General features: G+C 75.4%; 15 protein-coding genes and 1 riboswitch. Of the genes, 8 read left to right on the top strand and 7 right to left on the bottom strand.

The window, feature by feature from the left end:
• The coding region (locus tag ACW0Q9_RS23190) for a CDP-alcohol phosphatidyltransferase family protein (RefSeq protein ID WP_456184626.1) at nucleotides 1-664 on the bottom strand (664 nt) is incomplete at its 3' end.
• A gap of 92 nt (nucleotides 665-756) precedes the next feature.
• On the opposite strand from ACW0Q9_RS23190, the gene ACW0Q9_RS23195 reads away from it, so the two are divergent.
• The 7 genes from ACW0Q9_RS23195 (at nucleotide 757) to ACW0Q9_RS23225 (ending at nucleotide 6,452) form a co-directional block, all read left to right on the top strand.
• Nucleotides 757-1,734 carry a dehydrogenase gene (locus ACW0Q9_RS23195; protein WP_456184628.1) on the top strand — a complete coding sequence of 326 codons (978 nt, stop codon included), beginning with the start codon at nucleotides 757-759 and terminating at the stop codon, nucleotides 1,732-1,734.
• A gap of 4 nt (nucleotides 1,735-1,738) precedes the next feature.
• Complete coding sequence (locus tag ACW0Q9_RS23200) at nucleotides 1,739-2,137, top strand: 6-pyruvoyl trahydropterin synthase family protein (protein ID WP_313719741.1); 399 nt, start codon at nucleotides 1,739-1,741, stop codon at nucleotides 2,135-2,137.
• A gap of 4 nt (nucleotides 2,138-2,141) precedes the next feature.
• Nucleotides 2,142-3,179 (top strand): glycosyltransferase family 4 protein, encoded by a 1,038-nt coding sequence (locus ACW0Q9_RS23205; RefSeq protein ID WP_456184631.1) that lies wholly within the window; start codon nucleotides 2,142-2,144, stop codon nucleotides 3,177-3,179.
• A complete protein-coding gene (locus ACW0Q9_RS23210; protein ID WP_456184633.1) occupies nucleotides 3,176-3,988 on the top strand; it encodes an SAM-dependent methyltransferase in 813 nt (270 codons plus the stop codon). The genes ACW0Q9_RS23205 and ACW0Q9_RS23210 overlap by 4 nt, the downstream gene beginning before the upstream one ends.
• Before the next feature lie 52 nt (nucleotides 3,989-4,040).
• Nucleotides 4,041-5,060: a lysylphosphatidylglycerol synthase domain-containing protein gene (locus tag ACW0Q9_RS23215; protein ID WP_456184635.1), complete on the top strand. Its 1,020-nt coding sequence runs from the start codon at nucleotides 4,041-4,043 to the stop codon at nucleotides 5,058-5,060.
• Nucleotides 5,061-5,130: 70 nt separating this feature from the next.
• On the top strand, nucleotides 5,131-5,766 hold the full coding sequence (locus ACW0Q9_RS23220; RefSeq protein ID WP_456184637.1) for a GTP cyclohydrolase II: 636 nt from the start codon (nucleotides 5,131-5,133) through the stop codon (nucleotides 5,764-5,766).
• Nucleotides 5,763-6,452, top strand: a complete 690-nt coding sequence (locus ACW0Q9_RS23225) for a RibD family protein (RefSeq protein WP_456184639.1) — start codon at nucleotides 5,763-5,765, stop codon at nucleotides 6,450-6,452. The genes ACW0Q9_RS23220 and ACW0Q9_RS23225 overlap by 4 nt, the downstream gene beginning before the upstream one ends.
• A gap of 56 nt (nucleotides 6,453-6,508) precedes the next feature.
• Here the strand turns inward: ACW0Q9_RS23225 and ACW0Q9_RS23230 are convergent, their stop codons facing one another.
• The gene (locus ACW0Q9_RS23230; RefSeq protein WP_456184640.1) at nucleotides 6,509-7,597 is read right to left on the bottom strand and encodes an FUSC family protein; all 1,089 of its coding nucleotides are present in this window, start codon (nucleotides 7,595-7,597) and stop codon (nucleotides 6,509-6,511) included.
• A gap of 166 nt (nucleotides 7,598-7,763) precedes the next feature.
• On the opposite strand from ACW0Q9_RS23230, the gene ACW0Q9_RS23235 reads away from it, so the two are divergent.
• On the top strand, nucleotides 7,764-8,342 hold the full coding sequence (locus ACW0Q9_RS23235) for a hypothetical protein (protein ID WP_456184642.1): 579 nt from the start codon (nucleotides 7,764-7,766) through the stop codon (nucleotides 8,340-8,342).
• Here ACW0Q9_RS23235 and ACW0Q9_RS23240 read toward each other — a convergent pair.
• From ACW0Q9_RS23240 to ACW0Q9_RS23260, 5 genes are all read right to left on the bottom strand, one after another.
• Nucleotides 8,242-8,991: an amino acid ABC transporter ATP-binding protein gene (locus ACW0Q9_RS23240; RefSeq protein ID WP_456184644.1), complete on the bottom strand. Its 750-nt coding sequence runs from the start codon at nucleotides 8,989-8,991 to the stop codon at nucleotides 8,242-8,244. The two genes, ACW0Q9_RS23235 and ACW0Q9_RS23240, sit on opposite strands and share 101 nt — an antisense overlap.
• Nucleotides 8,988-9,767: an amino acid ABC transporter permease gene (locus ACW0Q9_RS23245; RefSeq protein ID WP_456184646.1), complete on the bottom strand. Its 780-nt coding sequence runs from the start codon at nucleotides 9,765-9,767 to the stop codon at nucleotides 8,988-8,990. Before ACW0Q9_RS23245 ends, ACW0Q9_RS23240 begins: the two co-directional genes overlap by 4 nt.
• Nucleotides 9,768-9,803: 36 nt before the next feature.
• A complete protein-coding gene (locus tag ACW0Q9_RS23250) occupies nucleotides 9,804-10,661 on the bottom strand; it encodes an ABC transporter substrate-binding protein (protein ID WP_456184648.1) in 858 nt (285 codons plus the stop codon).
• 101 nt (nucleotides 10,662-10,762) lie between these two features.
• Nucleotides 10,763-10,894, bottom strand: coding sequence for a hypothetical protein (locus ACW0Q9_RS23255; protein WP_456184650.1), 132 nt, complete (start codon nucleotides 10,892-10,894; stop codon nucleotides 10,763-10,765).
• A 32-nt stretch (nucleotides 10,895-10,926) separates the two neighbouring features.
• A riboswitch (SAM riboswitch) is annotated at nucleotides 10,927-11,037 on the bottom strand.
• A 68-nt stretch (nucleotides 11,038-11,105) separates the two neighbouring features.
• Nucleotides 11,106-12,584, bottom strand: coding sequence for an NAD(P)/FAD-dependent oxidoreductase (locus ACW0Q9_RS23260; protein ID WP_456184652.1), 1,479 nt, complete (start codon nucleotides 12,582-12,584; stop codon nucleotides 11,106-11,108).
• Nucleotides 12,585-12,669: the final 85 nt, after the last annotated feature.

The following is a 12,669-nucleotide window of genomic DNA, read 5'->3' on the forward strand; positions in this document are numbered from 1 at the left end:
GCCAGCGCACGTCGCGGCCGAACGACTCGACCAGCAGGGCCAGCGCCCCGGCGACCAGCGCCCCGGTCGCCGCCGGCGGCAGCAGGCCGCTCGCGGCCACGGCGAGCACCACGCCCTGCGCCGCCGCCACCACCTTGCGCCAGAACCGGGGCGGCAGCGTGCCGCGCATCCAGGCCAGCGGCCAGCCCGCCGCCACGAAGGCGTACCGCATCCCGCCGATCACCAGCACCCAGCCGCCGAGGGCGGGGGCCAGGTGGACGCTGAGCACCAGCAGCAGGAACGAGTCGACCTCCATGTCGAAGCGGGCACCGAGCGCGCTCACCGTTCCCGTCCGCCGGGCCACCCGGCCGTCCACCGCGTCCAGCCCCAGCGCCACCACGGTGAGCGGGACCAGCACGGCGACCGGCGCCGGCCCGCCGTCGACGACCAGGGCGAGCACGCCGCCGACCAGCAGCGCCCGGGCCAGCGTCACCCGGTCGGCCGGACCCAGCCGGTCCGCGCCGGCCGCCCGCAGGCCGCGTCGGAGCAGCCCGCAGAGCACCCCGGCGTACGCCAGGCCGGCGAACCAGCCCGCCACGCCGAGGCCCACCGTGCCGGCGAGCCCGGCCAGCAGGACGAACTGCACGATCAGCCCGACCAACAGGCCATTTCGAACCGTGGACACCCTGCCTCCGTGTCTATGATCGACAACCCTGCCAGTCATCACGGGAAATTCGGCCGTCCGGTTCGGTCCGGATGCGGAAAAGAGGAGAATTCGTGACCGGTGACGCCCGCGCCTTCTGGCTGCGTGCCCCCGGCGAGGGTGAGATCCGCCCGGTCGCGCTCGCCCCGCCCGGCGCCGGTGAGGTGCTGGTCCGCGCCCGCTACTCGGGCGTCAGCCGGGGCACCGAGACGCTGATCTTCACCGGCCGGGTCCCCGCCGACCAGTACGCCACCATGCGCGCCCCGTTCCAGGAGGGCGACTTCCCGGCCCCGGTGAAGTACGGCTACCTGAGCGTCGGCACCGTCGAGGCGGGCCCGGCGGAGCTGCGCGGGCGTACCGTCTTCTGCCTGCACCCGCACCAGACCGCGTACGTGGTGCCGGCCGACGCCGTGGTGGTCGTACCCGATGGGGTGCCGGCGGCCCGCGCGGTGCTGGCCGGCACCGTGGAGACCGCGGTGAACGCGCTCTGGGACGCCGCGCCGCTGGTCGGCGACCGGGTCACCGTGGTCGGCGGCGGGATGGTCGGCTGCGCCGTGGCCGCCGTGCTGGCCCGCTTCCCGGGGGTGCGCGTCGAGCTGGTCGACGCCGACCCGGGCCGGGCCGGGGTCGCCGCGGCCCTCGGCGTCGACTTCGCGCTGCCCGCCGACGCGGCCGGCGACCGGGACCTCGTGGTGCACGCCAGCGCCAGCGCCGAGGGGCTGCAACGCGCCCTGGAGCTGCTCCGCCCGGAGCGCACCGTGCTGGAGCTGAGCTGGTACGGCGACCGCCCGGTCACCCTCGCCCTGGGCGGGGCGTTCCACTCGAAGCGGCTGGGCATCCGCAGCAGCCAGGTCGGCACGGTGTCGCCCCGGCGTGCCGACCGGAGCTACGCCGACCGACTGGCGGTGGCTCTGGACCTGCTCGCCGACCCGGCGTTCGACGCGCTGCTCAGCGGCCGGTCCCGCTTCGCCGACCTGCCCGACGTGCTGGACCGGCTCGCCTCGGGCCGGCTCCCCGCGCTCTGCCACCTCATCACCTACGACGAGGAGTGATCTCGTGTTCAGCGTCACCGTCCGGGACCACATGATGGTCGCCCACAGCTTCCGCGGCGAGGTGTTCGGCCCGGCCCAGCGGCTGCACGGCGCGACCTTCGTCGTCGACGCCACCTTCCGCCGGCCGGAGCTGGACGCCGACGGGATCGTGGTCGACATCGGCCTGGCCACCGAGCAGCTCAAGGCCGTGCTCGGCGCGCTCACCTACCGCAACCTCGACGACGAGCCGGACTTCGCCGGCGTGAACACCACCACCGAGGTGCTGGCCCGGACGGTGGCCGACCGGCTGGCCGAGGCGGTGCACGCCGGGCGGCTCGGCGAGGGGGCGCGCGGCCTGGCCGGGATCACCGTCACCCTGCACGAGTCGCACGTGGCCTGGGCGAGCTACGAGCGGTCGCTGTGACCGGATGACCGTCGTGCACGTGGTGCTGCCGGGCGACATCGACGACCCGGCGAGCCCCAGCGGCGGCAACGGGTACGACCGGCGGGCCTGTCACGGGCTGGCCGCGCTGGGCTGGACGGTGCGGGAACACCCGGTGCCGGGCGGCTGGCCGCACCCGGGGCCGGCGGAGCGGGCCGCGCTGGCCGGGGTGCTGGCCGCGCTGCCCGACGGCGCGGCCGTGCTGCTCGACGGGTTGGTCGCCTCGACCGTGCCGGAGGTGCTGGCCCCGCACGCCCGGCGGCTGCGCCTCGTGGTGCTGGTGCACCTGCCGCTGGAGGACGACGTCGAGGGCCGGGCGCTGGCCGCCGCTCCGGCCGTGGTCACCACCAGCGCGTGGACCCGCCGCCGGCTGCTCGACCGCTACCCGCTCGCCGCCGACCGGGTGACGGTCGCGCCGCCCGGGGTGGACCCGGCGCCGGTCGCTTCCGGCTCGCCGGCGGGCGACCGGCTGCTCTGCGTCGCGGCGGTCACCCCGCTCAAGGGGCACGACGTGCTCGCTGCCGCCCTGCACCGGGTCGCCGACCTGCCGTGGTCCTGCGAGTGGGTCGGCCCGCTCACCCGCGACCCGGACTTCGTGGCGCGGCTGCGCCGGCAGCTCGCCGGCACCGGCCTCGCCGGCCGGGTCCGGCTGGCCGGCCCGTGCACCGGCGCCGACCTGGCCGCCGCGTACGCCGCCGCCGATCTGCTGGTGCTGCCGTCCCGCCGGGAGACCTACGGGATGGTGGTCACCGAGGCGCTCGCGCGGGGCGTACCGGTGCTGGCCAGCGACACCGGCGGCCTGCCCGGGACGCTCGGGCGCGCCCCGGACGGCGAGCGGCCCGGCCTGCTGGTGCCCCCGGCCGACCCGGCCGCGCTGGCCGGCGCGCTGCGCCGCTGGCTCACCGAACCGGACCTGCGGGACCGGCTGCGCCGCGCCGCCCGGCGGCGGCGGGACACCCTCACCGGCTGGTCGGTCACCGCGGACCGGCTGGCGGCAGCCCTCAAGGAGGCCACGGCGGCATGACCACCTCACTGCTACCCCCCGACTTCGCGGACTGGCTGCGGCTGCGCGAGCCCGCCGACGCGGCCGCCCGCTCCACCGACCTGCTCGACGCGATCCGCCACCGGCTCCCCGCCGGCCGCCCGCTGGTCGTGCACGACCTGGGCAGCGGCACCGGGTCGATGGCCCGCTGGCTCGCCCCGCGGCTGCCCGGCCCGCAGTGCTGGGTGCTGCACGAGCGGGACGCCGACCTGCTGGCGCTGGCCGCCGCCGGGGAGGTCATGTCCGCCGACGGCAGCCCGGTGACCGTGCTGACCCGGGGCTCCGACATCACCCGGCTGGTCGCCGCCGACCTGGCCGACGCCGACCTGGTCACCGCCTCGGCGCTGCTGGACATGCTCACCGCCGAGGAGGTCGAGCGGGTGGTGGCGGCGTGCGTGGGCCGTCCCACCCTGTTCGCGATCACCGTGCTGGGCCGGGCGCGGTTCACCCCCGCCGACCCGCTCGACGTCGAGTTCGAGGCCGCGTTCAACGCCCACCAGCGGCGAACGGTCGACGGTCGCGCCCTGCTCGGGCCGGACGCCGTGGACGCCACCGTGGCGGCCTTCCGCCGCCGGGGTGTGGCGGTGCGCGTCCGGTCCAGCCCGTGGCGCCTCGGCCCGGAGCAGGCCGCGCTGACCACGGAGTGGCTGATCGGCTGGCTCGACGCGGCCGTCGAGGAGCGGCCGGAGCTGGGCGGCGTGGCCGGGGCGTACCGGGAGCGGCGGCTCGCCGAGGCGGCGGACGGCCGGCTGCGGGTGGTGCTGCACCACGCCGACCTGCTCGCCGGGTGAACCGTAGCGGCCGGCGGCGCGTGACAACGGGTGGACCGAGGGAGGACCGCTCTTGTCACACGCCGCCGTCGCCGGGCCCGTCCCGGCCGCCGCGCCCGCGCCGGCCCGGTCGGTCCGGGCCTGGGCCCGCCCGCTCTGGGCCTGGGCTCGCCCGCTCTGGGCCTGGGCCCGCCCGCTCGCCGGGCTCGCCCTGCTCGCCGCGCTGGTCTGGTCGGTGGGCACCGGCCCGTTCCTGGCCGGGCTGCGGCTGATCGACGCGCCGGCGCTCGCCGCCGCGCTGGGCATCGGCGCGGTCACCACGGTCTGCTGCGCCTGGCGCTGGTCGCTGGTGGCTGGCGGGCTGGGCGTACGGCTGCCGCTGCGGGCCGCGGTCGCGCACTGCTACCGGGCGGTCTTCCTCAATTCGACGCTGCCCGGCGGGGTGCTCGGCGACGTGCACCGGGCGGTCCGGCACGGCCGGGACGCCGGGGATGTGGCCCGGGGCGTCCGCGCCGTGGTCTGGGAGCGCGGCGCGGGCCAGGTGGTCCAGCTGGTCATCGCGGTGGCCGTGCTGGCGGTGCTGCCGTCGCCGGTCCGGCCGTACCTGCCGGCGGGGGCCGCCGGGCTGGCCGCCGGGGCGCTGGCGCTGGCGCTGGCCGCCCGGGCGGTGCCCCGCGCCGGGGCGTCCCGCTGGGCCCGGGCGGCGCGCACCGCGGTCGCCGACGTGCGGGCCGGGCTGCTCGCCCGGCGCACCTGGCTGGGCGTGGTGGCGGCCTCGGCCGTGGTGGTCGCCGGTCACCTGGCCACCTTCGTGGTGGCGGCGCGCACCGCGGGCGCCGACGCGCCGCTGTCCCGGCTGCTGCCGCTGACCCTGCTGGCCCTGCTCGCCATGGGACTGCCGACCAACGTGGGCGGGTTCGGGCCGCGCGAGGGGGTGGCCGCCTGGGCGTTCGCCGCGGCCGGCCTCACCGCCGGGCAGGGCGTCGCCACCGGAACCGTCTACGGGGCGCTGGTCCTGGTGGCCAGCCTGCCGGGCGCCGCGGTGCTGCTGATCCGCCGGCGTCCGGCAGCGGAGCCCGGCGACTGTCGGTGATCCCGCCTACGGTGTGGGTGCGAGGTGTGCGTTGCCGGCGCGTCCGGCAGCCCGCGGACGAAGGAGAAGCATGGACGAAACCCTGCCCACCGCGACGGTCCGGACCCAGGTCACGGTTCCTCTGCGGTTTCCGGACGGCTACGTGACCACCGCCCGGGTGCACTCCTTCCACGGCCTGGTCGACGGCCGCGAGCACCTCGCCATCGGGCTCGGTGAGCGGCGGGACGCCGGCACCTCCCCGCCGCTGGTCCGCCCGCACAGCGAGTGCCTGACCGGCGACGTGTTCGGCAGCCAGCGCTGCGACTGTGGCCCGCAACTGCGCGAGGCCGTCGAGCGGATCGCCGACGCCGGCGGCTACCTGCTCTACCTCCGCCAGGAGGGCCGGGGCATCGGCCTCTACGCCAAGCTCGACGCGTACGCCCTCCAGGACGGGGGCCTGGACACCTACGAGGCGAACGTGGCGCTCGGCCGGGGCCCCGACGAGCGCGACTACACGGTGGCCGCGCAGATGCTGGCCGCGCTGGGCGTGACCCGGGTGGCCCTGCTCAGCAACAACCCGGACAAGGCCGCCCAGCTGGAGCGGCTGGGCGTCACGGTGGTCGACCGGGTGCTCACCGGCGTGCACCTGTCCCCGGCCAACGCGGGCTACCTGGCGGCCAAGGTGACCCGCGCCGACCATGCCCTCGACCTGCCCTTCGTGCCGTGACCGGCCGGCCCTACGTGCTGCTCAGCTGTGCGATGTCGATCGACGGCTACATCGACGACGCCACCGCCGAGCGCCTGCTGCTCTCCAACGACGCCGACCTGGACCGGATCGACGCGGTCCGGGCCGCCGTTGACGCGATCATGGTGGGCGCCGCCACGGTCCGCCGCGACGACCCACGGCTGCTGGTGCGCAGCGAGCGGCGGCGGGCCGAGCGGGTGGCCCGGGGCCTGCCCCCGTCCCCGGTGAAGGTGACCGTCACGGCCAGCGGCGACCTCGACCCGACGGCCCGGTTCTTCACCATGGGCGACGGGGCGAAGCTGGTCTACTGCGCGAGCGGCGTGGTGGAGAAGACCCGGGAGCAGGTGGGCGCGGTGGCCACCGTGGTCGACGCGGGCGACCCGGTGACCCCAGGCGCGGTCCTCGCCGACCTGTCCGGGCGCGGCGTCGGCCGGCTGATGGTGGAGGGCGGCGGCACGGTGCACTGCCAGTTCCTCACCGCCGGTGTCGCCGACGAGCTGCACCTGGTGGTCGCGCCGTTCTTCGTGGGCGACCGCCGGGCGCCCCGGTTCGTCGGGGACGGCCGCTTCCCGTGGCACCCGGGCCGCCGCGCCCGGGTCGTCGAGGTACGCCAGATCGGCGACGTGGTGCTCACCCGCTACGCCCTCTCCGACCGCTGCGACGTGTAGCAGCCCGCCGGGGCGTCGCGCCCTCAACGTTCGCGGTCGGACGGGCTGCCGGCCGGTCAGGAGGCCGCTGTCGGCAGGCCGAGCGCCTCATCGACCCGGTCGAGCACGGCCCCGCCGTCCTCGCCCACCCCGCGCAGCAGGTCGATCGCGGTGGCTCGGATCTGCCCGACGATCATGACCACGGGCAGCGGCGGGTCGGACTCCAGCAGCTCGGCGCCGATCCGGACCGCGGCCAGGGCGGCCTCGTCGGCCCGGGTGGCGTGCCGGTCGGCGTCCTCGCCGGTCAGGTCGGTGGTCAGGGCCGCGCCGGCGGCGCGTACCGCCTCGGCGAGGGAGCGGATCGCCGCGCCCAGCTCGGGTGGGGTGGCGGTGTGCAGCCGGGCCAGGGTGGCCCCGTTGCGGGCCAGCACCCGGATGTTGCGAGCCGCGTAGTCGAGCTGCCGGGCGGTGGCCTCGACCTGTTCGAGCTGGCCGAGGTGCCGGCGGCGGCGGACCCGCAGCCGCAGCGTCTCGGCGCACGCCCGCACCGCGGACCGCAGGCGTTCCACGCAGCCGTCCACCTCCCGGGCCCGGTCCAGCGCCGCCTGGGCGGCCTCGGCGTCGCAGCGGTCCAGCGCGGCGTTCACCCGGTCGAGCAGGTCGGCGAGGTCGGCGTACGTCCGGCGGGCCTCGGCGACCAGCGGGGCCAGCGGGTCCCGGGCCGCCACGAGCTGGCTCGCGGCGAGAGCGACCGCCCCGCCGATCAGCGCGTCGACGAACCGGAACGGGGTGAACTCACCCTTCGGCGCGGCGACCACCACCAGGTAGAGCGCGGAGACCGTGGTCTGGATGACCAGGGTGCTGCTCGCTCCGGCCGCCACCGTGCCGCCGAGCGTGAGCAGCAGGACGAGGAGCATGGTCGCCGTGCCGGGGCCGAGGGCGTGCACCACCAGGTCCGCGACGAGCACGCCGCCGGCCACGCCGAGCACCAGCTCGATGGTCTGCCGTACGCGCTGGCCCCGCGACTCACCGAGCACCATCAGCGCCGCGCTCGGCGCGAAGAACGGATCCGGATGGCCGATCAGCCGCGCGGCGATCAGCCAGGCCACGGTCGCGGCGAGCGCGGCCTCCACCACCGGCACCCACGCCTGTCGCAGCCGCCTCACGGCGGCCTTCCACCACTTGCGCACCGGCGCCGTCCTCCCCCTCACGGACCGGCGCACCCACGGAGTCTCCGTTCCGGCCGGAGGGGCTCCTACCCACGAAGTTGATCGTCGTAACCGGACCGTCCACGCCGACCTCGGCTTGCCGGCTGCCGCTACGGTCAGCCGCATGTCGCTGCACCACAACGGGGTTGTGCGGACCTATCCCGCGGTCCCGCTCGCCTTCCTGCTGCCGTGCGCGGCGATGGCGGTGCTGGGGCCCTTCATGGACCCGCAGCCCGACCCGCCGGCGCCGGTCGGCGTGCTGGCCCCGGCGCAGGTCCTGGAGGTCCAACGGGACGGGGCGGGGCGGGCGAGCGGCGTGCTGCTGCGGGTGGACTCGCCCGACGGGCCGGTGATCTGCGGCATCCCGAGAGCGTCGTTCGCCGACGGCCGGCTGCCCGACCGGCACGAGCGGATCACCGTCGACTACACGCCGACCGACTGCGTGCCGCCGCCGCCCGTCCCCGACCGGATGCCGCCCTGGGCGGTGAGCGCCCTGGGCGCCGCCGGCCTGGCGGTGGCGATCTCCTGGCTGTGGGCCGGTTCGGACCGGGCCGCCCGGCCGCGCTACCGGAGGACGGGGGAGCGCGGCCGGGCGGCAGGAGTCAGAGCACCTGGGACAGGAAGCGCCGCAGCCGCGGGTGCTCCGGCGCCTCGAAGACGGCAGCGGGCGGGCCGGCCTCCAGCACGACGCCGGCGTCCATGAAGGCCACCGTGTCGGCCACCTCGCGGGCGAAGCCCATCTCGTGGGTGACCACCACCATCGTCATGCCGGCGGACGCGAGGTCGGCCATGACCGCGAGCACCCCCTTGACCAGTTCCGGGTCGAGCGCCGAGGTGGCCTCGTCGAAGAGCATCACCTGCGGCCGCAGGGCGAGCGCGCGGGCGATGGCCACCCGCTGCTGCTGGCCGCCGGAGAGCTGCGCCGGCCGGACGTCGGCCTTGTGGGCCAGCCCGACCAGGTCGAGCTGTGCGCGGGCGGCCTGCACGGCCTCGTCCTCGGGGAGCTTCTTGAGCTTGCGCAGCGCGAGGGTGAGGTTGCGCAGCACGGACATGTGCGGGAACAGGTTGAACTGCTGGAACACCATGCCGATCCGCTGGCGCAGCGCGTCCGGGTCGTCGCCCAGCACGCTGCGCCCGTCCAGCAGCACGTCACCGCGGTCCGGCTCGATGAGCCGGTTGATCGTCCGCAGCAGGGTGGACTTGCCGGAGCCGGACGGGCCGATCACGCAGGCGGTCCCCCCACGGGCCACCTCCAGGTCGGCGCCACGCAGCACCTGGTGCCGCCCGAAGGCCAGGTGCACGTCCCGCACGGCCAGGCTGACCGAGGTGGCGGTGGCGGTGGCGGTGCTCATCGCGGGTCCTTTCCGGTCGGTGCCGGCGCGCCGGCGGGGTCCAGTTCGACGTCGAGGTCGGGCGCGGCCACCGCCCGGCCCTGCCGCAGCCGCCGGTCGATCCAGTTGACCGCGTGGGTCAGCGGCACGGTCAGCAGCAGGTAGAACAGGCCGGCCAGCAGCAGCGCGGACTCGTTGCCGGTGGTGGCCGCGTAGTCCTGGCCGATCCGGAACAGCTCCCGCTGGCTGGCCACCAGGCCGAGGAAGTAGACCAGGCTGGAGTCCTTGATCAGCGCGATGAGCTGGTTGACCCAGGCCGGCAGCACCCGGCGTACCCCCTGGGGGACGATGACCAGGCGCATGGCCTCGCCCCAGGAGAAGCCGAGCGCCCGGGCCCCCTCCAACTGGGCGGCCTCCACGCTCTGGATGCCGGCCCGGAAGATCTCGCCGATGTAGGCGGCGGCGATCAGCGACAGCGCCAGCACGCCCAGGGGATAGGGGTTCGGGCCCCACACCTGCATGCCCAGCGGCGCCAGGCCGACGCCGATGAGCAGGATGGTCGCCGCCGCCGGCAGGCCGCGGAACACGTCGGTGTAGACCCGGGCCGGCCACCGCAACCATCGCGTACGCGAGATGCCCGCGACGGCCAGCAGCATGCCCAGGACCGAGCCGAGCAGGGCGGCGGAGACCGCCAGGATCAGCGTGTTGGGCAGCCCGACGGTCAGCATCTCGGGCAGCGCCTCGCGCATGGAGTCCCAGTCGAAGAAGGTCTCCCACAGGGTGCTCAGTGGATCCATGTCTCCGTCCGCCCCGCTCGTCTCAGTCTTTCCGGGTCAGGAAGCCGCCGACGCCGACGGCACGGCGACCGTGCCGCTGCCCGGCTTGAAGTCGGCCGGGATCGGCCGGCCCGGGTAGTACTGCGCCTGGAGCTTGCTCCAGGTGCCGTCGGCGATCACCTCGTCGAGGCCCTTGTTCAGCGCCTCGCGCAGCTTGTCGCCGCCCTTGGCGAACGCGTACGCGGTCGGGGCCGGGCTGAGCTGCTTCGCGGCCACCGTGATCTTGCCGTTGCTGTCCGCGGCGGACTTGTCGCCGATCTCGGCCGGGGCGATCCAGGCGTCGGCCGTGCCGGCCTTGAGCTGGTTGACCGCGCCGTTGTAGTCGGGCACCCGCACCGGGTTCAGGTTTTCCCGGGTGGCGTAGTCGTCCTGCACGGTGCCCTGCACGACCACCACCCGCTTGCCGGCGAGCTGGTCGAACCCGGTGATCGGGGAGCCGGCCGGCACGTCCAGTCCGAAGTAGCCGAAGTCGTAGCCGTTGCCGAAGTCGACGGTCTTCTTCCGGGCCTCGGTGATGGTGATGGAGGAGCTGCCCACGTCGAACTTGTGGTTGTTCACCTGGGACAGCAGGGCGGAGAAGTCGGTGCCGACGAACTCCACCTTGAGGCCGACCTTCGCGGCGACCGCGGTGAGCAGGTCGTTGTCGAAGCCGGTGAACTTGCCGTCCTTCAGGTACACGTTCGGCGGGGCGTCGGTGAGCGTGCCGGCCCGCAGCACGCCGGCCTGGAGCAGGCCGTACGGGTTGGCGGCGTCGCTGGTGGCGCCGTCGTCGCCGCAGGCGGTGAGGGCGGTGGCGGCGAGCACGGCGGCGGCGCCGAGCGCGGCGGCGCGGGTCAGGGCGGAACGGAATCGCACAGGTGTCTCCAGGGTCCGGGGCGGCGTGGGCGCACGCCGCCGACGGCGCGCCCGGGGCGGGCGAGCCGGAAGGGATGGTGCGGAAGGTGGGGGAGTGGCGCTCAGCGCGCGTCGGCGCGGCGACAGGCGTCGCTGCACACCCGCATCAGGTCGACGTGCCGCCGCTTGACCAGCGCGAAACGCGCCGGGTAGGCGATGCCGTCGGCGAGCGGGGTGCGGGGCTGAGCAGACATGGTTCCCTCTGGTCGGTGATGACCTGGGTACCAGGCCACGCTTGCACCGGCGGCTGCCGGTGCCTGGTCCTCACCCGGGGCACCCCACCGCGGAGGAGGGTTGCCGGCCAGCGAGCCGGGGCTTGACGCTGGCGCTCATGACCTGCCGAGAAGGCTAGCAGCAGCGCCGCCCCGGGCGTCCAGCCGTTATGACCACCCTCACGCCCGCGCCTTACCGGCGGGCCGGCATGACCGGGGCGTCCCGGCCGGTGCCGTGCCGCGACGGCGCCTTCCGCTGCTCGTGGTAGTCCTGCTCGACGTTCACCGTCCAGACGTCGTGGCCGGCGCCGTGGGCGATGTTCTCGGCGGCCAGCATGGCGGTGAGCATCGAGTGGTCCGCGTTGTTGTAGCGGTGCATCCCGTTGCGCCCCACCGGGTGCACGTTCGGCACCTCCCGGGCCAGCCAGTCCCGGATCACGTCCACGTTGTGCTGGTAGCGCTCGTCGTAGACCGGGTACGCCTTGGGCATCCGGACCACGTAGCCGGCCTCCACGCAGCCGGGCCGGACCAGGCCCAGCCGCTCCAGCTCGGTGGTGGCGAAGGCGACCAGGTCCGCGTCCGGTGTCCGCCACATCTCGTCGTCCTCGAACACGAAGTACTCCAGCCCCAGGCAGGTCCGCCCGTCCTTGACCAGGTACGGGGACCAGGAGCCGAAGTTCTGGATCCGGCCCACCCGGGCGGCCGGGTCGTGCACGTAGATCCAGTTGTCCGGGAAGGAGAACTCCTCCGGCACCACCAGGGCGACGGTCAGGAAGTCCCGGTACCGCAGGTCGTCGGCGGCGGCCCGCACCTCCGCCGGGGCCTCCGGTCGCATGGCCCGCACCAGCGCCGAGATCGGCATCGAGGAGATCACGTGGTCGGCCGGCTCGGTGCGCTCGCCCCGGGCGTCGACCATCGTGACGGCGGTGGCCCGCCGCTGCGCCGGGTCCCGGTGCACCTCGGTCACCCAGGTGTTGGTGCGGACCGTGCCGCCCCGCTTCTCCACCTCTTCGGTGCAGCGCTCCCACATCATCCCGGGGCCGTGCTTCGGGTACTGGAACTCCTCGATCAGGCTGGTCACGTCCTTGCGGTTGCGCCGGGGCAGCAGCGCGTTGAGCACCGCCGTGGAGAGCGAGAGGTTCTTGATCCGCTGGGCGGCCCAGTCGGCCTGCAACTGGTCGGCCGGCATCCCCCAGACCTTCTCCGTGTACGTCTTGAAGAAGATCGAGTAGAGCCGCCAGCCGAACCGGGCGGACACCCACCCCTCGAAGTGCGACTGGTCCTTCGGCGGGCGCAGCCGGGCCCGCCCGTACGACCCGACGCAGCGCAGCGCCTCCAGCACGCCCAGGTTGCGCAGCGCGTTGCCGGCGTTGAGCGGGTAATCGTAGAGCGCCCCGCGGTAGTAGATCCGGCTCATCCGCGGCCGGAGCAGGAAGTCCTCGTCCGGCAGGATCTCGTGCCAGAAGTCCTCCACCCGCGAGACCTTGGTGAAGAACCGGTGCCCGCCGATGTCGAACCGCCAGCCGTCCCGCTCCACCGTGCGGCTGATCCCGCCCACCACGTCGTCGGCCTCGTAGACCCGGACCGGCTCGCCGTGTCGCAGCAGCTCGTACGCGGCGGTCAGCCCCGCGGGGCCCGCCCCGATGATCACGGTCCCGTTGCCGTCACCCATGCCGTCCGCGCCCCCCGCCGCCAGCCTGCCGATGCGGCAGCGCCCTTACCCGTCCTGCCCGCCGACTCACCTGCGGCCGCCGATT

The sequence above is a fragment of the Micromonospora sp. I033 genome (assembly GCF_053890995.1).

Bases quoted from the DNA above. Each gene is read 5' to 3' on its own strand.
- ACW0Q9_RS23205 (WP_456184631.1), top strand. From the start codon at position 2,142: ATGACCGTCGTGCACGTGGTGCTGCCGGGCGACATCGACGACCCGGCG.
- ACW0Q9_RS23210 (WP_456184633.1), top strand. From the start codon at position 3,176: ATGACCACCTCACTGCTACCCCCCGACTTCGCGGACTGGCTGCGGCTG.
- ACW0Q9_RS23220 (WP_456184637.1), top strand. From the start codon at position 5,131: ATGGACGAAACCCTGCCCACCGCGACGGTCCGGACCCAGGTCACGGTT.
- ACW0Q9_RS23235 (WP_456184642.1), top strand. From the start codon at position 7,764: ATGTCGCTGCACCACAACGGGGTTGTGCGGACCTATCCCGCGGTCCCG.
- ACW0Q9_RS23240 (WP_456184644.1), bottom strand. From the start codon at position 8,991: ATGAGCACCGCCACCGCCACCGCCACCTCGGTCAGCCTGGCCGTGCGG.
- ACW0Q9_RS23245 (WP_456184646.1), bottom strand. From the start codon at position 9,767: ATGGATCCACTGAGCACCCTGTGGGAGACCTTCTTCGACTGGGACTCC.
- ACW0Q9_RS23255 (WP_456184650.1), bottom strand. From the start codon at position 10,894: ATGTCTGCTCAGCCCCGCACCCCGCTCGCCGACGGCATCGCCTACCCG.
- ACW0Q9_RS23260 (WP_456184652.1), bottom strand. From the start codon at position 12,584: ATGGGTGACGGCAACGGGACCGTGATCATCGGGGCGGGCCCCGCGGGG.